Below are 18978 nucleotides of genomic sequence, written 5' to 3'. Positions count from 1 at the left end.
AAGCTGCAGGAAAACGTGGGCGGCCCTTCCCGGATTGCCCTCTCGCTTGGCAACCCGCTATCCAGTCACGCACAGTTCATGACCAGCGGCGGGACATCTTCTTCTCTCGCCCCTCCTTCGCTCACCGCATCGAGGCACTCTGTGCCGTGATCTCGCGCCGCACGACCGCCTCGAACTGGCTCGCGGGGGCTGCGAACATCAGCCGGGTCTCCTCGTGGAACGCCGAGAAGATGCCGACCACGGCCGGCTGTCCGCCGACTTCGGCCATGATGGGGGAGCCCGAATAGCCGAAATTGGCGAGGCAATGCACCGTCAGCAGCATCCCGTCCTTGGTCATGCCGGCGCTGCAATTGCGCTGGCCGGTCGGCGAATAGCGCCGCTCCTGGCCGTAGCCGATCTCGGAGATGGTTCCGGCCGAGGTCGCAGCCTGCAATTCCTCGCGCGTCAGCGCCTTGACCGCGACCGGCTTCGACGGCAGCGCGTCCTTCAGCACGATCAATGCCCAATCGGCGGGCGAGCGGTCGAGCGACCACCTGTCGTGCCGGGTCGGGACGAAATCGGGCGCCACGATCAGCTTGTCGGCGACCGACGATGCCGCCGGCGTGCCCCTGTTCATGCCGGCCAGGAAGCGGACGTTGCCGGGGCTGACCTGCGCCACGCCGTTGAACACGCAATGCGCCGCGGTGAGCACGACGCGCGGCGCGACCAGCGTGCCGGTGCACCAGCCGCCGGTCGAGTATTGCGCGACGGTGACGACGCCGATCGACGACGCCGGCCACGAGGTGGGATCGACGACCTCGCCGATGTGACGGTCGAGCCCGAGCAGTTGCTCCGGACGCGGAGCGGCGATGCCGGCCTCCGCCGATTCCGGCTTCGGCCGCCAGGCCGCAATGGCAGTCTGAGCCTGGACGCGCTGCGGCTCGGTCAACTTGACCCGCTGCACGTCGCGGCCGGCCGATCGCACGCCGCTACGGCCCGCCATCACCAGCCAGGCATAGCCCTGCACGACGTCCTGTTTCACACCGCGGCCGTCGAGCAGCATCAGGCCGAGCATGTATTGCGACTGGGCGAAGCCCTGCGCCGCGGCGCGGCTGAACCAGCGGCCGGCTTCGCCGTAATTGCTCGCAACACCTTCGCCGTTGACGTAGGCGATGCCGAGATAGTGTTGCGCGACGGCGAGCCCCTGATCGGCGGCCTTGCGGTACCACGCCAGCGCCTCGGCGGGGTTGCGCGGTTGGCCCCAGCCGAAGGCGTGCATGAAGCCGACGTCGAACTGCGCCCGCGCATCGCCCTTGGCGGCCAGCGGCAGCAGCCGTCGCATCGCCGCCGCATGCTGCCCGTTGCCTGCCGCCGCGACCGCGTCTTCGAGCTCGGCGGCCGTGGCGCCCGCCGCGCCGCCGAGCAGCACGGCAAGAGATATGATGATGGTCTTGATCAAGGGCGTCCGCTGGGACCGAAACATCGTGACGGCCACGAAGCAGACACGATCAAGACGGCGGCGGCGTGGCGGAAAGCGGACCGCGATCTCCTCAATCGGGCCGCCTCGCGTCTCACACCTGCTGCGTCCTCACGCCGGATCGCCCCTTACACCTGCTCGCTCTTGGCGAAGCGATCATCGAGCGCATAACCGGCGCCGCGCACGGTGCGGATCGGGTCCTGCTCGCGGCCGGGATTGAGCAGCTTGCGCAGGCGGCCGATATGGACGTCGACGGTGCGCTCGTCGATGTAGATGTCGCGGCCCCAGACACTGTCGAGCAGCTGCTCGCGGCTGAACACGCGGCCGGGATGCTCCAGGAAGAACTCGAGCAGGCGGTATTCGGTCGGGCCGAGATCGATCGGCCTACCAGAGCGCGCCACGCGGCGCTTCTCGCGGTCGAGCTCGATGTCGCCATAGGACAGCACGGTCGCCAGCCGCTCCGGACTCGCCCGCCGCAGCAGGCCTTTCACCCGCGCCAGAAGCTCCGGCACCGAGAACGGCTTGACGATGTAGTCGTCGGCGCCGGTCGCGAGGCCGCGCACGCGCTCGCTCTCCTCGCCGCGTGCGGTGAGCATGATGATCGGCAACTGCCGGGTCTCGGTCCGCGCCCGCAGGCGGCGGCACAGCTCGATGCCGGACAGGCCCGGCAGCATCCAGTCGAGCACGACGAGATCGGGAACACGCTCCTTCAGGCGCGTGTCGGCTTCGTCGCCGCGCGCCACTGTCTCGACCTCGTAGCCTTCGGCCTCGAGGTTGTAGCGCAGCAGCGTCGTCAGCGCCTCCTCGTCCTCCACCACCAGAATTCGGGCGCCCATGTCTGAACCGTCTCTCTCAGTTGCCGGGGATCGTCGATGCGAAGCTCGTCATGTCGCCCTTCGGGCGCTTGTCCATGATCTGCTGGCCTTCGATCATATAGAACACCGTCTCGGCGATGTTGGTCGCGTGATCGCCGATGCGCTCGATATTCTTGGCGCAGAACATCAGGTGGATGCAGAACGAGATGTTGCGCGGATCCTCCATCATGTAGGTCAGGAGCTCGCGAAACAGCGAGGTGCAGATGGCATCGACTTCCTCATCGCCCTTCCACACCGTCATCGCCGCCGGCAAATCGTGCGCGGCATAGGCGTCCAGCACCGTCTTGACCTGCGACTGCACGAGATCGGTCATGTGCTCGAGCCCGCGGATCAGCTTCAGCGGATGGAAGTCGCTCTCCAGCGCCGCGACGCGCTTGCCGATGTTCTTGGCGAGGTCGCCGATGCGCTCCAGATCGGTCGCCACGCGCATCGCGCCGACGATCTCGCGCAGGTCGACCGCCATCGGCTGTCGCCGGGCGATGGTGAGAACGGCGCGCTCCTCGATGATGCGCTGCAGCTTGTCGACCTCGGCGTCGGTGGCGACCACCTTCTGGCCGAGCGCGATGTCGCGTCGCACCAGCGCATCGACGGAATCGACGATCAGCCGCTCGGCGAGGCCGCCCATCTCCGATACCAGACGGGTGAGGTCCTGCAGATCGCTGTCGAACGCCTTGGCGGTATGTTCACTGGCCATGATGATCTCCTGAAGACAATGTCGTCGGCGTCAGCCGAACCGGCCGGTGATGTAATCCTGGGTCCGCCGATCGCTCGGCGAGGTGAAGATCTTGCTGGTGTCGTCGAACTCGATCAGCTCGCCGAGATACATGAAGGCGGTCTTGTCGGAGACGCGCGCCGCCTGCTGCATGTTATGCGTCACGATGGCGATCGTATAGTTTTCGGCGAGTTCCTGGATCAGCTCCTCGACCTTGGCGGTCGAGATCGGATCGAGCGCCGAGCACGGCTCGTCGAACAGGATCACCTCCGGCCGGACCGCCACGGTACGCGCGATGCACAGCCGCTGCTGCTGGCCGCCGGACAGCGACAGGCCCGAGGCGTTGAGCTTGTCCTTGACCTCGTTCCACAACGCGCCGCCGCGCAGCGCCTTCTCGACCCGGTCGTCCATCTCCGACTTGGAGATCTTCTCATAGAGGCGGATGCCGAAGGCGATGTTCTCGTAGATCGTCATCGGGAACGGCGTCGGCTTCTGGAACACCATGCCGACCCGGGCACGCAGCAGGTTCAGATCGAGCTTGGGATCGAGGATGTTGGTGTTGTCGAGCATCAGCTGCCCGGTCGCCCGCTGCCCCGGATAGAGATCGTACATCCGGTTGAAGATGCGCAGCAGCGTGGACTTGCCGCAGCCGGACGGGCCGATGAACGCGGTGACGCGGTTGGTGCCCAGCGACAGGTTGATGTTCTTCAGCGCATGATGGTCGCCGTAGTAGAAGTTGAGGTTGCGCGCGGTCACCTTGGCCGGCGCATCCGGAAGCGCCTTGCCGTGAAGAGCGTGATTGGGCTGACTGACGGAGACGGACAGTTCGGTCATTTGGTGTTCCTCTCGGCGCCGAGAATGCGTGCACCGATGTTCAGGGCGAGCACGGCCAGAGTGATGAGAAGGGCTCCGCTCCAGGCCAGTTGTTTCCAGTAGGCATAAGGGCTCTGGACGAAATTGTTGATGGTGACGGGCAGGTTCGCCATCGTCTTGGAAAGGTTGAGGCTCCAGAACTGGTTCGACAGCGCGGTGAACAGCAGAGGCGCGGTCTCGCCGGCGACGCGGGCGGTCGCCAGCAGCACGCCGGTGATGAGGCCCGAGCGCGCCGCCCGATAGGCGATGCGGCGGATCACCAGCGAGCGCGGCAGGCCGAGCGCAGACGCCGCCTCGCGCAGCGGGTTGGGCACGAGCAGCAGCATGTCCTCGGTGGTGCGCAGCACCACCGGGATCACGATGACCGCCAATGCAAGGGAACCCGCGAGTGCCGAGAAGCCGCCCATCGGCACCACGACCGCACCATAGATGAACAGGCCGATGATGATCGAGGGCGCCGACAGCAGGATGTCGTTGATGAAGCGGATCACCGAGGTCAGGCGGTCGTTGCGGCCGTATTCGGCGAGATAGGTGCCGGCGAACAGGCCGAGCGGCGCGCCGATGCCGACGCCGATGATCGTCATGATCAAGGAGCCGACGATGGCGTTGCGCAGGCCGCCTTCGCTGGAGCCGGGCGGTGGCGTGTCGGCGGCAAAAACCTGCAGGCTGAGGCCGGCGAGTCCGTTATAGAACAGCGTGAACAGGATCAGCGCCAGCCAGGTGACGCCGAACATCGCGGCAGCAACGCAGAGGCCGCGGATCACGATGTCTCTGCGGCGCCGGCGCGCATAGATCGGATTGACCGGCGCATCGAGTGTAAGCGTGTCAGCGCTGGACATGGCTTATTTTCCCGCCTTGGCTTCGAGCCGCATGAGCATCAGCCGCGCGCTCGCCAGCACGAAGAACGTGAGCACGAACAGCAGCAGGCCGAGCAGGATCAGGCTCGACTGGTGCAGCCCGTCGCTCTCCTGGAATTCGGAGGCGATGGCGGCCGAGATCGTGGTGCCCGGTGCGAAGATCGAGGATGAGATACGGAACGAGTTGCCGATGATGAAGGTCACCGCCATCGTTTCGCCGAGCGCACGCCCCAGCGCCAGCATGACGCCGCCGATCACGCCGACACGGGTGTAGGGAATGACGACGCTGCGCACGACCTCCCAGGTGGTGCAGCCGACCCCGTAGGCGGCTTCCTTCAGCACCGGCGGGACCGTCTTGAACACGTCGACCGAGATCGAGGTGATGAACGGAAGCACCATGATCGCCAGGATCAGCGAGGCGTTGAACAGGCTGAGATAGGACGGCGGACCGGCGAAGATGTCCTGCAGCACGGGGATGCCGGCGCAGAGATTGATCATGAACGGCTGGAACGTATAGGCCAGGAACGGCCCCAGCACGAAGAAGCCCCACATGCCGTAGATGATCGAGGGAATGCCGGCGAGCAGCTCGATGGCAAGTCCGATCGGACGGCGCAGCCATTGCGGGCAGAGCTCGGTGAGGAAGATCGCAATGCCCAGACCGACCGGAATGGCGATCAGCATCGCGATGAAGGACGTGACCAAGGTGCCGTAGATCGGGCCGAGCGCCCCGAGCACCGGCGGATCGGCCGACGGCGCCCAGCGCCGCGTCCACAGGAATTCGAAGCCATATTCTCTCATGGCCGGCCATGCGCCGACGATGAGCGACAGGATGATGCCGCCCAGGATCAACAGGACGGAGATCGCGGACAGCCGCGTGATCCAATAGAAGGTCACGTCGCCGAGCTTGAAGGCGCTGAGCGCGCGTGCCCGGTCATAGGGGCCGGCAGCAGCCGCGATATCGCTGACTTCGGTCTGAACCGCCATCTCTGCCAATTCTGCCCCCTGTTCCTTGGACACGCCTCAACCCCGGTAGCGCCCCTCCCCCGGAGGCCGGGAGAGGGGGATTTTCGATACGTCCAGCTCAGCTCTTGATGTCGGCCGACCAGGTCTTCTCGATCAGCTTCACGACGCTGTCGGGCATCGGGATGTAGTCGAGCTCCTCAGCCATCTTGGCGCCCTTCTCGAACGACCACTTGAAGAACTTGATGGCTTCGCCGGACGCCGCCTTGTCGGCCGGCTCCTTGTGCATCAGGATGAAGGTCGCCGCCGTCATCGGCCAGGACTTGTCGCCGGGCTGGTTGGCGAGGATCACGTAGTAGCCCGGGGCCTTGGCCCAGTCGGCATTCGCGGCCGCGGCCTGGAAGGCCTCGACGGTCGGCTGCACGGTCTTGCCGGCCTTGTTGATCATGCCGGTGTAGGTGAGCTTGTTCTGCTTGGCATAGGCGTACTCGACATAGCCGATCGAGTTCTTGGTCTGGCCGATGTTGCCGGACACACCCTCATTGCCCTTGGCGCCGACACCGACCGGCCACTCGACGGCGGTGTTGAAGCCGATCTTGCTCTTCCAGTCTGCGCTGACCTCGGAGAGGTAGTAGGTGAAGTTGAAGGTCGTGCCCGAACCGTCGGAGCGGCGCACCACGGCAATCGCGTCGGACGGCAGCTTGACGTTGGGGTTCAGCTTCTTGATCGCGGCGTCATCCCACTTGGTGATCTTGCCGAGATAGATGTTGGCGAGCGTCTCGCCGTCCAGCACCATCTCGCCCGGCTTCACGCCCTCGAGGTTGACGACCGGCACGATGCCGCCCATCACCATCGGCCACTGCACCAGGCCGTCCTTCTCGAGCTGCTCGGCCTTGAGCGGCGCATCGGTGGCGCCGAAGGTGACGGTCTTGGCCTGGATCTGCTTGATGCCGCCGCCGGAGCCGATCGACTGGTAGTTCAGACCGTTGCCGGTCTCCTTCTTGTAGGCGTCGGCCCACTTGGAATAGATCGGGAACGGGAACGTCGCGCCCGCACCGGTGATGTCGGCAGCGAACGCCGACGTCGATGCGGCGACCAAGCCGGCAGCGACGATAGCTTTGATGAAATTCATAGCTGGTCTCCATGCTTGGGAAGCGAAGCGCCATCTGCGCCCGATTGCGCTTCCCCGGCCGCTTTACGGGGCCTCAGTGTGGCTTTTATAAAGGTTCGATGACAGTCGGATGACAGTCACAAGCCGTTGATAATTCTAGGTATTTAGATTTTCATCCGAGTTTTTACGGATCGAGGGCGGTCGTTCGGGGAGGCATCGCCCCTGGCCTTTCGCAAGCATCGCTCAATCAAGATGGGCCTCCTTTGCCCGTGTCGCCCGCCGCACCTTTCGGTGTCGTCCCGGCCTTGCGCAGGGACCCATAGCCACCGGCGGATGTGGCCGGACGGGATCGGTCGACCATCGTGCCTCGCACGCCTCCCTGGAGTTTTCGGTCCCGGACCGGCGCACGCGGTGCGCGCTTGTCCGGGACGACGCCATGAGGATTGGGTTGGCGCCGTTGGCCAACGAGACACGATCTCGCCGTCTCGCGGCTGGTGAGACCCGAGTGATGCATTCGTCGTGTCCCTCTGAACAACGAGAGGGCGCGAGGAAGGCCGGACCTCGGCTGAGGCCCGTGGCCCGCCTGCTCAAAAGAATGCAGGCGGCAGGTACCACAGGTACAGCCGGACAGACCCGGCCTTCCCCGCGCGACGGTGTTAACGGTGTCCTTCGTGCTCTCCCTGGGGATCGGCTTTCTTGCCCCCATCGCCCGCGCGTGCCGTCAAGCAACGACCACGGACTTGACCTCAGCATCGAGAGGCCAGGACCACACGACTTCGCCGTCCGTGCCGCCTGCGCTCGTCTGGCACAGCCGTCACGTCCATCGCAGCCCGCCTCCACGTTCGTGACGACGCGTACGTCCCTCTGCTCGAGGCGGGTTGCACGCAAGAGACCACGATTTCCGAAAAATAGCAAGATAATTATTTTTCTCAGAACATGATCCGCCCTCCCCCCGCACGCGGGCATCGGCTCAATCCGGCTTGGGCGGCTCGATCCAGATCCCCGGGTCGGAATGGGCGCGGATGTGGTCGACGAGGAAATCGGCGAACACCCTGATCTTGGCCGGAAGCCTGACGCGGTTCTGGTAGGCGATGTTCATCGTCAAGAGCGGCAGCTCCCAGTCGAGCAGGACCGGCACCAGCCTGCCGGCCAGAATGTCGCTCTGCACGATGTAGAGCGGCTGGATCAGGATGCCGAGCCCGGCAAGCGCCGCCCCCTTGATCACCTGGCCGTCATTGCTGTCGAGCGTCGGCGCGATCCGAATGCTCTGGGCTGTCGCGCCGTTGCGCAGGGACAGGGAATACGGATCATTGGCAAGATTGTAGATCAGCATGTCGTGGCGCACGAGATCACCGGGAACGACGGGACAGCCACGGCTCGCGAGATAGGACGGCGCCGCCGCCAGCACGCGCCGCATCTGCCCGATGCGACGGACGACGATGCCCGAGTCCGGCTCATGCTCGCGGGTGCGGATCGCCACGTCGATGCCCGCCTCAATGAAATCCGGATAGCGGTTGGCGGCGATGATCTGCAGGTTCAGCTTCGGATACATCGCGCGGAACGCCGGCAGCATCGGCGCGAGATAGATCGTCGCGAACGACAGCGAGCTGGTGACGCGCAGCATGCCCTGCGGCGACAGCGCGCGATCGCTGACGGCATCCTCGGCCTCGGCCAGCTCGTTGAGCAGCGGGCCGCAGCGCTGCAGCAGTTCCTGCCCGGCTTCGGTCAGCCAGAGACGGCGCGTGTTGCGCTCGATCAGGCGCACCGCGAGCCGTTCCTCCAGCGCGCTGAGATGCCGGCTCGCCGCGGCGTTGGACATCCGTAAGGACTCGGCGGCCTTGGACAGGCTGCCCAGCTCGGCCGTCCGGGAAAACACCTCGAGTTGGAGCAGACGGTCCATTGTTACGCTAAGCGGAAAACAGAGTTACAATTTTTGTCCTTTATTTCCATTTCCTGCAAGGCAAAATCGTCCGACAAGAACAAAGCCCAAGAACAAAGCTCAGGTGAGGACGCTGGAATGACGGGGCCGATCAGGCACATCGTGATGTGGCGGCTGCGCGCCGAGACGGCCGCCGAGCGCGCGGCGGCCCGGCTCAAGGTCAAAACCCTGTTCGAGGGCCTCAAGGGCCGCATCGACGGCCTGACCCACATCGAGGTCGGTCTCGATGTCAGCGACGTCGACTATGCCTGCGACGTCGTCCTGTTCTCCGAATTTGCCAGCAGCGCCGCGCTGCGGGCCTATGCCTCGCATCCCGAGCACCTGCGCGTGCGCGAGGAGCTCGGCGACCTCAGGATCGGCCGCTTCCAGGTCGATTATCCCATCGCTGCAGCGCCCCGCGCGTGACGGAGGCGTTCACCTTCGACGGCCTGCCCGGCCGCGGGCCCGGCACGTGAAGCAAGCAACGGACGGCATCGATGTCATTTCCTGATAAGCGCCTCGCCTTCATCGGCATCGGCAAGATCGGCCTGCCGATCGCGGCGCGGCTTGCCAAGGCCGGCTATGACGTCACCGCGTTCGATCCCAACGCCGCCCGGCTCGATGAGGCACGTGCGCTCGGCATGGCCGCCGCGTCGTCCGCGACGGAGGCGGTGCGCGACCATGCCGTGGTCATCTCGTCGCTGCCCGACGACGCCGCACTGCGCGCGGCGATGCTCGGCAGCAACGGACTGATCGCGGTCATGGCGCCGGGCGCGATCCTGATCGAGACCAGCACCGTCGGCGTCGACGCGTCGAGCGCAGTCGCTGTCGCCGCCAACGCCCGCGACGTCGCCTATCTGCGCACGCCGATCTCAGGCAATGCCAGCATCGCCCACACCGGCGAGCTGACGTGCTTCGTGTCCGGTCCAAGAGAGGCGTTCACCCTGATCACGCCGGTGCTGGCCGGCTTCACGCGCGCGCAGACCTATCTGGGCGCGGCGGAAGAGGCGCGCTACGCCAAGCTCGCCGTCAACCTGATGATCGCGACGACGGCGGCGATGATGGCCGAAAGCCTCGCCCTCGCACGCAAGGGCGGCATCGCCTGGCCCGACATTCTGCAGGTGCTGCATGACAGCGCAGTCGCCTCGCCGATGGTGAAGTACAAGACCGCGCCGCTGCTGGCGCGCGACTTTGCCGCGACGTTCTCCTGCGCGCAGATGGCCAAGGATCTCGATCTGATTCTCGGCGCCGGCCATGCCGTCGGCGTGCCGCTGCAGCTCGCGGCGCAGGTCCGTGAGACCTATGGCGCGCTGATCGCGTCAGGCGATGCCGACACCGACTTCCTCGCCACCGTCCGGCATGTCGAGCGGCTGTCCGGGCTCGGCGAGCCTCTCTGAAAGGAGCCGCCTCTTGCGCAACTTCAACGAGACCACGATCACAGATGCCGTGCTCGAACGCCTGGCGGGCGCGCGTGATGCGCGGATCAAACAGGTCAGCGAGGCGCTGGTGCGGCATCTCCATGCCTTCGTGCGCGAGGTCCGTCCGACCCAGCAGGAATGGGAATACGGCATCGACTTCCTGACCCGCACCGGCCAGATGTGCGACGACAAGCGCCAGGGGTTCATCCTGCTGTCGGATACGCTCGGCGTTTCGATGCTGGTCGACGCCATCAATCATCCGGTGCCGGAAGGCGCCACCGAGACCACGGTGCTCGGCCCCTTCTTCGTCCAGGCGGCGCCAGAACGCGCCAACGGCGACGATATCGCGGGCCCGATGAAAGGCGATCCGCTGCTGGTGACCGGCTCGGTGTCGAGCGCGGACGGCGCGCCGCTGGCAGGCGCCGTGGTCGACGTCTGGCACTCCGACGACGACGGCTATTACGACGTGCAGCGGCTCGAGCAGATCGGCGATCTCGCCATGCGCGCGCGCTTCCACACCGACGCCGACGGCCGCTTCCATTTCTGGTCGATCAAGCCCGCCGCCTATCCGATCCCCAACGACGGGCCGGTCGGCGACATGCTCACGGCGCAGGGCCGGCATCCGTGGCGGCCGGCGCATGTGCATTTCATGATCTCGGCGCCCGGCTTCGAGCGGCTGGTGACGCATGTGTTCGTGGCCGGCGACCAGTATCTCGATTCCGACGTCGTGTTCGGCGTCAAGGACAGCCTGATCCGCGACTTCACGCGCTGCCCGCCGGGCCGTGCGCCAGATGGCCGCATGGTGGCGCAGGGATATTTCCATCTCAACTATGATTTCGGCCTGAAACGGCTTGCGGAGCGCGCCAATCAGGTTTGAGCTGAGCGGACGACAAGGACCGTCAAGAGTCCTGTCATCGTCGAGGAAGCGGACGGGAGGAATGATGGAGTTGCGGGTCGGCACCGGCGCATTGGCCGAGCGGCTTTCGAACCTGATCGGGCCACGCGCGAGTCTCGCGCGGGGCGTGCTGGATCAGCACGGCCGGAGCGAGTCGTACTATCCGGCGATGCCGCCCGACATCGTCGTGTTTCCCGAGACGACGCAGGAGGTCGCCGACATCGTCAGGCTGTGCGCCGAGGCTGCCACGCCGATCGTGCCGTTCGGCGCCGGCACGTCGCTCGAAGGCAACGCTGCGGCTGTCGCGGGCGGGGTCTGTTTCGACTTCGCCCGCATGAACAAGGTGCTGGCCGTGCATGACGCCGACATGGACGTCGTGGTGCAGCCCGGCATCACCCGCAAGCAGCTCAATGCGGCGCTGCGCACGACCGGCCTGTTCTTTCCGATCGATCCCGGCGCCGACGCCTCGATCGGCGGCATGAGTTCGACCCGTGCCTCCGGGACCATGGCGGTGCGCTACGGCACCATGAAGGACAACGTCCTCGCATTGGAGGTGGTTCTGGCCGACGGCCGGGTGATCCACACCGCGAAGCGTGCGCGCAAATCCGCCGCCGGCTACGACCTGACACGGCTGTTCGTCGGATCGGAGGGGACACTCGGCGTGATCACCGAGATCACGCTGAAGCTGCATCCCCTGCCCCAGGCGATCTCGGCCGCAACCTGCAGCTTCCCGACTTTGCACGACGCGGTCGACACAGCGATCGCGCTGATCCAGTCGGCCGTCCCCGCCGCCCGCATCGAGCTCGTCGATGACGTCATGATGCGCGGCATCAATGCCTATTCGAAGCTCGGCTATCAGGAGACGCCGACCCTGTTCCTGGAATTCCACGGCTCCGAGGCCGCCGTCGCCGAGCAGGCGCAGACGGCGGAGGCGATCGCGATCGAGCATGGCGGCCGCGGCTTCGCCTGGGCCAAGGCGGCCGAGGACCGCAGCCGGCTCTGGCACGCCCGCGACAATACGCTGTACGCCGGCCTCGGCCTGCGGCCGGGCGCCCGCGCCGTCATCACCGATGTCTGCGTGCCGATCTCCCGGCTGGCCGAATGCCTTACCGAAACGCGCCGGGACGCCGACGCCAACGGCTTCCTCGCACCGATCGTCGGCCATGTCGGCGACGGCAATTTCCACATGCTGATCCTGATCGATCCAAGCGATGAAAGCGAGCTCGCCGGCGCCAAGGCGCTGCAGGCCCGTATGGTGGCGCGCGCGATCGCGATGGACGGCACCTGCACCGGCGAGCACGGCATTGGCCTCGGAAAGGTCGACTATCTCGAGGACGAGCTCGGCGAAGCCGTCGCGGTGATGCGCGCCATCAAGGCCGCGCTCGATCCGGATGGCCTGATGAATCCGGGCAAGATCTTCGCCGGCGGAGCGCAGGCATGAGCGCCGCAGCCGCCATCGCATCCCCATCGCCTGCGCCGCTGCTGGAGCTGCGCGGGATCAGCAAGACGTTTCCCGGCGTCAAGGCGCTGGACGACGTCTCGTTTGCGATCTACCCGGGCGAAGTCCACATGCTGCTCGGCGAGAACGGCGCCGGCAAATCCAGCCTGATGAAGATCCTGTGCGGCGCCTATAGCGCCGATGCGGGTGAGGTCTATTACAAGGGTAAGAAGGTTGCGATCGCCTCGACGGCCGATGCGCAAGACCTCGGCATCGCCGTGATCTTCCAGGAATTCTCGCTGGTGCCATTCCTCGACATCGCGCAGAACATCTATCTCGGCCGCGAGCCGAAGGGCCGCCTGCCCGGCACCATCGACCGCCGCAAGATCCTGGCCGACGCCAAGCGCGTGCTCGACAGCATCGGCTTCGACATCGATCCTTCTGTCATCGTCGACACGCTCGGCGTCGCGCAGCAGCAGATGGTCGAGATTGCGAAAGCGATCAGCCAGAATGCGCGGATCCTGGTGATGGACGAGCCGACGGCGGCGTTGTCCGACCGCGAGGCGGAGCTATTGTTCGCGCTGATCCGACGGCTCAAGGCGGACGGCGTGGCGATCGTCTACATCTCGCACCGCATGGCCGAGGTGTTCGCGCTTGGTGACCGCATCACCGTGCTGCGCGACGGCCGCCGCATCGGCGATGTCAGCCCCGCCGACGTCACGCCCGACCAGCTCGTGCGCATGATGGTCGGCCGCAATGTCGACATGACCTATCCGCGCCAGTTCGCGGAAGCACCCGGCGAGCTGCTGCTCGAGGTCAAGGGACTGAGCGCCACAACCGGGATCGCCGACATCAACATCGAGGTGCGGCGGGGCGAGATCGTCGGCCTGTGCGGCCTCGTCGGCTCCGGCCGCACCGAGGTGGCGCGCGCGATCTTCGGCGCCGATCCCGTCAGCGAAGGCGAGATCATCTTCGACGGCAGGCCGATCGCGGGCGAGCCCGACATCGCGGCCCGCCGCGGCATCGCGCTGATCCCCGAGAGCCGCAAGAGCGAGGGCCTGGCGCTGCTGCGCTCGGTCGGCGACAACCTCGTGGTCTCGGCGCTGAAGAAGCTGTTTCCCAGCGGGCTCTACGATCCCCGCGGCGCACAGCGCACGGCGGACGGGCTGATCCGGCAATTGCGCATCGCAACACCGAATGCGCGGCAGACGGTCGGCCTGCTCTCGGGCGGCAACCAGCAGAAGGTCGTGATCGGCAAGTGGCTGGCGGCAGGCGCCAGGCTGTTCATCTTCGACGAGCCGACGCGCGGCATCGACGTCGGCGCCAAGTCCGAGATCTTCGCGCTGATCGACCGGCTGGTCGCCGATGGCGCGGCCGCGCTGATGATCTCGTCCGAGCAGATCGAGATCTGCCACGTCTGCGACCGCGCCTATGTCATGCGCGAAGGCCGCATCGCCGGGCACCTGGCGCGCAGCGAGCTGACCGAGGAGAATATCGTGCGACTGGGGATGCATGATGAGTGACGCCACCATCGTCGCGCCGCTCCGAACGCTGCAGCGCATCCCGGGCGTGGCGATCGTGCTGGTGCTGTTGATCGCGCTGTTCGGCGCGATCGCGCCGGGCTTCCTGTCGGCCGCGAACCTGTCCAACGTGCTGGTGCAGTCGACGATCCTGACCATGCTCGCGCTGCCGATGACCCTGATCATCATGACCGAAGGGCTCGACCTGTCGATGGGCGCGGTGCTGACGCTGACCTCGCTCTGCGTCGCCATCGTCTCGCTCGCGACCAAGTCCGTGCTGCTGGGCCTCGGCGCCGCGGTGCTGGTCGGCACGGCGTTCGGCACCGTCAATGGCTGGCTGGTCGCGATCGTCGGGATTCCGCCGTTCGTGGCCACCCTCGCCACGCTCGGCATGGCGCAGGGCCTGTCGCTGATCGTGAGCGACGGCCAGAGCGTGGTCGGCATTCCCCACGGCGTGCGCGACATCTATTCGGCGACGCTGCTCGGCATCCCCGTGCCGATCGTGATGGGGCTTTTGACCTACGCTGCGTTTCACGGCCTGCTCTATCACACCAGGTTCGGCACCTACATCTTCGCGCTCGGCGGCAATCGCGAGGCGCTGCGCTATGCCGGCCTGTCGCCGACACGACTCCTGATCGCGGTCTACGCGATCGGCGGCACGATGGCTGGCATCGCCGGTCTGCTGATGACCGCGCGGATGAATTCGGGACATCCGACCGCAGGGCTCGGGATGGAGTTCGACGCCATCGCGGCGGTCGCGGTCGGCGGCACCTCGTTCGAGCGCGGCAATGGCTGGCTGCTCGGCACCGTGCTCGGCGTCGTCGCCGTCGGCGTGCTGCGCAACGGACTCAATTTGGTATCGCTGCCGTCCTCGGTGCAGGTCGCGAGCGTCGGCGCGCTGGTCATCATCGCGATGTTCCTCGACGGCCTGCGGAGCCGGTCATGACCGACATCGCCAAGGACACGCTGCCGCCGCCGCGCTCGCTCCTGTCGCAGAACGCCGCGCAGGTGTTCTATCGGATGCTCGCCGCGCTGCTGATCTGCGCGGCGCTGACCGTGCTGAGCGACTCCTTCCTCAGCCTCGGCAACATCCTCAACGTGCTCAGGCAGGCGAGCCTGACCTTCTTCATCGCCTCCGGCCTCACCCTGGTGGTGCTGACCGCCGGCCTCGATCTGTCGGTCGGCGCCAACGTTGCCTTGTCGGCGTGTCTCGCCGGCACCGTGATCCATCAGACCGGCTCGCCCGCACTCGGGATCCTGACCGGGCTGCTCGCCGGCGGCAGCGTCGGCTTCCTCAATGGCTTCATGGTCACGGCGCTGCGCATCCCCTCCTTCATCGCCACCTACGGCATGCTCTGGGTGCTGAACGGCGTCACCTACTGGTACATGGCGGGCGAGACGATCCACGGCTTTCCCGCGGGCTTCCGCCAGATCGGCAGCGGCTATCTGCTCGGGCTGCCGATCCCGGTCTATCTGCTGCTGGTGTTTCTCGCGATCGGATCGTTCTTCGCGCAACGCACGATCTGGGGCCAGGAGATCTACGCCATCGGCGCCAATCCGGTCGCGGCCCGGTTGTCCGGCATTCCGGTCGCGCGCCGGCTGCTGCTCGTCTACACCGTCTCCGGCACCATGGCCGGGCTCGCCTCCATCATCTTCCTGTCGCGGCTCAACTCCGCCGAAGCCGACATCGGCGAGAGCCTGACCTTGCCGGCCATTGCCGCGGTGCTGATCGGCGGCACCTCGCTGTTCGGCGGCGTCGGCACGGTGTTCGGCACCTTCATCGGCGCCCTGATCCTGACGCTGGTGCTGAACGGCATGAACCTGCTCGCGATCAGCGCCAACTGGCAGCCGCTCGTCACCGGAATCATCGTGATCGTCGCCGTCTGGCTCGACATGAAGACCCGGCGCCGGGCGCAATGAACCTGGAAGACAACCAAAAAACGAGGGAAGGAAACGATATGCAACAACGGATCACGCGCTGTCTCGCTCTGTCACTTCTGATCGCCGCAGGCGCGACGCAGGCCCGCGCCGACGGCGAGACCATCGCCGTCTTCACCAAGAACCAGACCAATCCGTTCTTCCAGACGGTGCGCGTCGGCGCCGACAACATGGCGAAGGTCCTCAACGCCAAGATCCTGCACTACATCCCGACCAAGTCGGACTCGATCCCCGAGCAGCTCAGCCAGATCGAGGACGTCGTGGTAAAGAAGCCGAGCGCGATCGTGTTCACGCCGGTCGACTACAAGGCGATGGTGCCCGGGGTCGAGAAGATCAACGACGCCAAGATCCCCGTCGTCAACATCACCGACCGCTCCGCCGGCGGCAAGTTCGTCGCCTTCGTCGGCGCCGACGACTACAGCCTGGGCCTCGAGACCGGACGTTTCCTGCTCAAGACGCTCGGCGGCAAGGGCAACATCGTCATCATCGAAGGCGTCAAGGGCTCGCTGACCAATGTCGACCGCGTCCGCGGCTTCAACGACGCGCTCAAGGAGAACCCCGGCGCCAAGCTGCTGGCGTCGCAGCCCGGCAACTATCAGCGCCTGCAGGCCCTGCAGGTGATGGAGAACCTGATGCAGTCCAATGCGCAGATCGACGGCGTGCTCGCCGCCAACGACGCCATGGCGGTCGGCGCGATCGAGGCGCTGGACGGCGCCGGCCGCAAGGCGCAGGTGATCGGCATCAACGGCACCAAGGAGGCGATCGACGCCATCAAGTCCGGCAAGCTGCTCGCCAGCGGCGACTACAACGGCTTCGCCCAAGGCTGCCTCGGCACCATGATGGCCGTCCGCGCATTGCGCGGCCAGCCCGTCATCAACGAGATCGTGCTGAAGCCGACCGTCATCACCAAGGACAACTATCAGCCGTTCGACGTGACGCTGGAGCAGCGCACCTGCCCGAGCTTCGAGGATGCAGGCAAGCTCAGCGCGAAATAGGATCAGCCATCAGTCGGGAAGCAGGACGGCACGCAGCCGTCCTGCTTCACTTTGCGGAGAGAATTCATGCTGTTTGCGATTCACGCGCTCGACAAGCGGGACGCGCTGCCGGTCCGGCTTGCCAACTACGACGCGCACAAGGCCTATCTCGGCGACAGCGCCCGCCTGCCCGTCACCATCGTGATGTCCGGCCCGCTCGTCTCCGACGATGGTTCGACGATGATCGGAAGCCTGTTCCTGGTCGAGGCTCCCGGCCGCGCCGAGGTCGAAGCGTTCAACCGCGCCGACCCGTTTGCCGCGGCCGGGATCTGGGAGAAGGTGACGATCACCGGGTTCCTGCGGCGCCAGGGTTAATCCGACTGCGTCACGCGGATCTCAGCAGTTGCAGTTTCCGCCGTCACCCGGAATCTGGAAATTGTCAGGTGTGGACGCAAAACAATCTCGAGATTCCGGGTTCAAGGCCCGCGGCCTTGCCCCGGAATGACGGTGGTTGCGACGCAGTAGTACCAGTCACCCCTTCAGCTCGACGCCGGCCAGCGCCTCGCTCAGCTTCGCCAGCGCCGTGTGATCCTGCCCGGGTCCGAGCATCCCCTGCGCGCTGGCGCTGAGCTCGCGGCAGAGGTTGGAGAACGGCGCGGCGACGCCGGCTGCACGCGCGACCTCGAGCGCGATCGACAGGTCCTTCACCATCAGGTCGAGCCCGAAGCCGCTGTTGAATTGGCGCGACAGCACGAACTGCTTGAACTTCTTCTGCGTCGAGTTGTTCATGCCGGTCGAGGCGTTGAGCACGTCGGTCATCAGGCCGGGGTCGATGCCGAACTGCTGGCCGATCAGCAGCGCCTCGACGCCGATCAGGAAGCCACCGGCCGAGACGAGGTTGTTGAGCGCCTTCATCGCCTGGCCCGAGCCGAGGCCGCCGATGCGGTGGATCGTGGTGCCCATGGCGCGCAACAGCGGCTCGACGCGGTCGAGCGCGCCCGGCTCGCCGCCGGCCATGATCGCGAGCTCGCCGGTCACGGCGCGCGGCACGCCGCCACTGACCGGCGCATCGAGCATGGTGACGCCGAGCGGGGCGAGATCGGCGGCGATCGCCTGCGTCGCCGCCGGCGCGCCGGAGCTCATGTCGATGACGATGTGATCGCGCGTCAGGCCGGCGCGCAGCGCGCCGACGGCGTCCGCGACATGTTTGCTAGTCGGCAGCATCGTGATGATGACATCCGCCTGCCCCGCCGCGGCCGCGAGGTCGCCGGCCTCGACACCGCCGACCTTGGCGACGAACTCAGCAGCCCGCCCGGGCACGGCGTCATTGACGGCGACCGCAAAGCCGGCGCCGAGCAGGCGCGCGGCCATCGGCCAGCCCATGTTGCCGATGCCGACGAACAGGACCTTTTGCGGCGCGCTCATGCGCCGTCCTTCTTGGCGATGGCACCTTCCGCGACCAGCACCTCATGCGCGGCCTTGAACGCCTCGAGGCCCGCGGGAATGCCGCAATAGACGGTCGCGTGCAGCAGGATCTCCTTGATCTCGTCGACCGTGACGCCGTTGGTGAGCGCGCCCTTGACGTGCAGCTTCAGCTCGCTCGGCTTGCTGAGCGCGGTCAGCATCGCGAGATTGATGATGCTGCGGGTGCGGCGATCCAGTCCTGGCCGGGTCCAGGCATAGCCCCAGCACATTTCGGTGGTGATGTGCTGGAAGGCCATCATGAAGTCGTCGGCCTTGGCGAGGCTGCCATCGACATAGGCCGCGCCGAGCACCTCGCGGCGCACCTTCAGGCCCTTCTCGAACAGTTCTTTTTCGTCGCTCATCCACTCGTCTCCTTCTGCAAACCCTGATGTCATCTCGTTGTTTGCGCATGATCTCCGCGCAAACGCCTTCGGCGTTTGTCGCGAGGGAAAACCGGCTTCCACTTTCCCGGATCATGCTCTGGCGCCTCGCCGCGCGGACTGACAACAACAACGCCGGGCGGCATTGTCAGTGACGTCCACACGGCGGAATTGATCGGAGATGCGAAT

18 protein-coding genes and 1 pseudogene are annotated in these 18978 nt (G+C 66.2%); 9 read left to right on the top strand and 10 right to left on the bottom strand.

The genetic code is table 11. The features are described 5' to 3' along the window. Positions 1–121: 121 nt before the first annotated feature. From QW861_RS05955 to QW861_RS05920, 8 genes are all read right to left on the bottom strand, one after another. A complete protein-coding gene (locus QW861_RS05955; RefSeq protein WP_315713502.1) occupies positions 122–1438 on the bottom strand; it encodes a trypsin-like serine protease in 1317 nt (438 codons plus the stop codon). Between the two features lie 146 nt (positions 1439–1584). Next, positions 1585–2292, bottom strand: a complete 708-nt coding sequence (gene phoB / locus QW861_RS05950) for a phosphate regulon transcriptional regulator PhoB (protein WP_315713503.1) — start codon at positions 2290–2292, stop codon at positions 1585–1587. 16 nt (positions 2293–2308) lie between these two features. Then, positions 2309–3025 carry a phosphate signaling complex protein PhoU gene (gene phoU, locus QW861_RS05945; protein ID WP_315713504.1) on the bottom strand — a complete coding sequence of 239 codons (717 nt, stop codon included), beginning with the start codon at positions 3023–3025 and terminating at the stop codon, positions 2309–2311. Between the two features lie 30 nt (positions 3026–3055). Next, a complete protein-coding gene (gene pstB / locus QW861_RS05940; RefSeq protein WP_315713505.1) occupies positions 3056–3877 on the bottom strand; it encodes a phosphate ABC transporter ATP-binding protein PstB in 822 nt (273 codons plus the stop codon). Then, complete coding sequence (pstA, locus tag QW861_RS05935; RefSeq protein ID WP_315713506.1) at positions 3874–4755, bottom strand: phosphate ABC transporter permease PstA; 882 nt, start codon at positions 4753–4755, stop codon at positions 3874–3876. Before pstA ends, pstB begins: the two co-directional genes overlap by 4 nt. Before the next feature lie 3 nt (positions 4756–4758). Then, a complete protein-coding gene (pstC, locus tag QW861_RS05930) occupies positions 4759–5757 on the bottom strand; it encodes a phosphate ABC transporter permease subunit PstC (protein WP_315713507.1) in 999 nt (332 codons plus the stop codon). Positions 5758–5854: 97 nt separating this feature from the next. Continuing rightward, complete coding sequence (pstS, locus tag QW861_RS05925) at positions 5855–6865, bottom strand: phosphate ABC transporter substrate-binding protein PstS (protein ID WP_315713508.1); 1011 nt, start codon at positions 6863–6865, stop codon at positions 5855–5857. 949 nt (positions 6866–7814) lie between these two features. Further along, positions 7815–8744, bottom strand: a complete 930-nt coding sequence (locus QW861_RS05920) for a LysR family transcriptional regulator (protein WP_315752365.1) — start codon at positions 8742–8744, stop codon at positions 7815–7817. Positions 8745–8861: 117 nt separating this feature from the next. Between QW861_RS05920 and QW861_RS05915 the strand changes: the two genes are divergently transcribed. From QW861_RS05915 to QW861_RS05875, 9 genes and pseudogenes are all read left to right on the top strand, one after another. Further along, positions 8862–9188: a Dabb family protein gene (locus tag QW861_RS05915; protein WP_315713510.1), complete on the top strand. Its 327-nt coding sequence runs from the start codon at positions 8862–8864 to the stop codon at positions 9186–9188. A gap of 68 nt (positions 9189–9256) precedes the next feature. Then, positions 9257–10159, top strand: a pseudogene (locus tag QW861_RS05910) (NAD(P)-dependent oxidoreductase); the annotation flags it as partial. A gap of 13 nt (positions 10160–10172) precedes the next feature. Then, positions 10173–11057, top strand: a complete 885-nt coding sequence (locus QW861_RS05905) for an intradiol ring-cleavage dioxygenase (RefSeq protein WP_316192816.1) — start codon at positions 10173–10175, stop codon at positions 11055–11057. Between the two features lie 64 nt (positions 11058–11121). Then, entirely contained in the window at positions 11122–12516 is a 1395-nt protein-coding gene (locus QW861_RS05900) for an FAD-linked oxidase C-terminal domain-containing protein (protein ID WP_316166180.1), read from the top strand. Beyond that, positions 12513–14036 (top strand): sugar ABC transporter ATP-binding protein, encoded by a 1524-nt coding sequence (locus QW861_RS05895; RefSeq protein ID WP_316165907.1) that lies wholly within the window; start codon positions 12513–12515, stop codon positions 14034–14036. The genes QW861_RS05900 and QW861_RS05895 overlap by 4 nt, the downstream gene beginning before the upstream one ends. Next, positions 14029–14979, top strand: coding sequence for an ABC transporter permease (locus tag QW861_RS05890; RefSeq protein WP_315713513.1), 951 nt, complete (start codon positions 14029–14031; stop codon positions 14977–14979). Before QW861_RS05895 ends, QW861_RS05890 begins: the two co-directional genes overlap by 8 nt. After that, a complete protein-coding gene (locus QW861_RS05885) occupies positions 14976–15953 on the top strand; it encodes an ABC transporter permease (RefSeq protein ID WP_316169848.1) in 978 nt (325 codons plus the stop codon). Before QW861_RS05890 ends, QW861_RS05885 begins: the two co-directional genes overlap by 4 nt. A gap of 38 nt (positions 15954–15991) precedes the next feature. Then, on the top strand, positions 15992–16966 hold the full coding sequence (locus QW861_RS05880; RefSeq protein ID WP_316192815.1) for a sugar ABC transporter substrate-binding protein: 975 nt from the start codon (positions 15992–15994) through the stop codon (positions 16964–16966). A gap of 66 nt (positions 16967–17032) precedes the next feature. Beyond that, the gene (locus QW861_RS05875; RefSeq protein ID WP_315752359.1) at positions 17033–17320 is read left to right on the top strand and encodes a YciI family protein; all 288 of its coding nucleotides are present in this window, start codon (positions 17033–17035) and stop codon (positions 17318–17320) included. A gap of 156 nt (positions 17321–17476) precedes the next feature. Here QW861_RS05875 and QW861_RS05870 read toward each other — a convergent pair whose 3' ends face one another. Further along, on the bottom strand, positions 17477–18370 hold the full coding sequence (locus QW861_RS05870; protein ID WP_315752358.1) for an NAD(P)-dependent oxidoreductase: 894 nt from the start codon (positions 18368–18370) through the stop codon (positions 17477–17479). Continuing rightward, positions 18367–18771: a carboxymuconolactone decarboxylase family protein gene (locus QW861_RS05865; RefSeq protein ID WP_315713518.1), complete on the bottom strand. Its 405-nt coding sequence runs from the start codon at positions 18769–18771 to the stop codon at positions 18367–18369. Before QW861_RS05865 ends, QW861_RS05870 begins: the two co-directional genes overlap by 4 nt. Positions 18772–18978: the final 207 nt, after the last annotated feature.

It is taken from the genome of Bradyrhizobium sp. SZCCHNRI1029, from assembly GCF_032487555.1.
In the GTDB taxonomy this organism is placed as follows: Bacteria; Pseudomonadota; Alphaproteobacteria; order Rhizobiales; family Xanthobacteraceae; genus Bradyrhizobium.
This window is presented reverse-complemented; position numbering and strand designations above follow the sequence as displayed.

Coding starts and splice junctions, on each gene's coding strand:
- phoB (WP_315713503.1), bottom strand. CDS start 2,292: ATGGGCGCCCGAATTCTGGTGGTGGAGGACGAGGAGGCGCTGACGACG.
- phoU (WP_315713504.1), bottom strand. CDS start 3,025: ATGGCCAGTGAACATACCGCCAAGGCGTTCGACAGCGATCTGCAGGAC.
- pstB (WP_315713505.1), bottom strand. CDS start 3,877: ATGACCGAACTGTCCGTCTCCGTCAGTCAGCCCAATCACGCTCTTCAC.
- pstA (WP_315713506.1), bottom strand. CDS start 4,755: ATGTCCAGCGCTGACACGCTTACACTCGATGCGCCGGTCAATCCGATC.
- pstC (WP_315713507.1), bottom strand. CDS start 5,757: ATGGCGGTTCAGACCGAAGTCAGCGATATCGCGGCTGCTGCCGGCCCC.
- pstS (WP_315713508.1), bottom strand. CDS start 6,865: ATGAATTTCATCAAAGCTATCGTCGCTGCCGGCTTGGTCGCCGCATCG.
- QW861_RS05920 (WP_315752365.1), bottom strand. CDS start 8,744: ATGGACCGTCTGCTCCAACTCGAGGTGTTTTCCCGGACGGCCGAGCTG.
- QW861_RS05915 (WP_315713510.1), top strand. CDS start 8,862: ATGACGGGGCCGATCAGGCACATCGTGATGTGGCGGCTGCGCGCCGAG.
- QW861_RS05900 (WP_316166180.1), top strand. CDS start 11,122: ATGGAGTTGCGGGTCGGCACCGGCGCATTGGCCGAGCGGCTTTCGAAC.
- QW861_RS05895 (WP_316165907.1), top strand. CDS start 12,513: ATGAGCGCCGCAGCCGCCATCGCATCCCCATCGCCTGCGCCGCTGCTG.
- QW861_RS05890 (WP_315713513.1), top strand. CDS start 14,029: ATGAGTGACGCCACCATCGTCGCGCCGCTCCGAACGCTGCAGCGCATC.
- QW861_RS05885 (WP_316169848.1), top strand. CDS start 14,976: ATGACCGACATCGCCAAGGACACGCTGCCGCCGCCGCGCTCGCTCCTG.
- QW861_RS05880 (WP_316192815.1), top strand. CDS start 15,992: ATGCAACAACGGATCACGCGCTGTCTCGCTCTGTCACTTCTGATCGCC.
- QW861_RS05875 (WP_315752359.1), top strand. CDS start 17,033: ATGCTGTTTGCGATTCACGCGCTCGACAAGCGGGACGCGCTGCCGGTC.
- QW861_RS05870 (WP_315752358.1), bottom strand. CDS start 18,370: ATGAGCGCGCCGCAAAAGGTCCTGTTCGTCGGCATCGGCAACATGGGC.
- QW861_RS05865 (WP_315713518.1), bottom strand. CDS start 18,771: ATGAGCGACGAAAAAGAACTGTTCGAGAAGGGCCTGAAGGTGCGCCGC.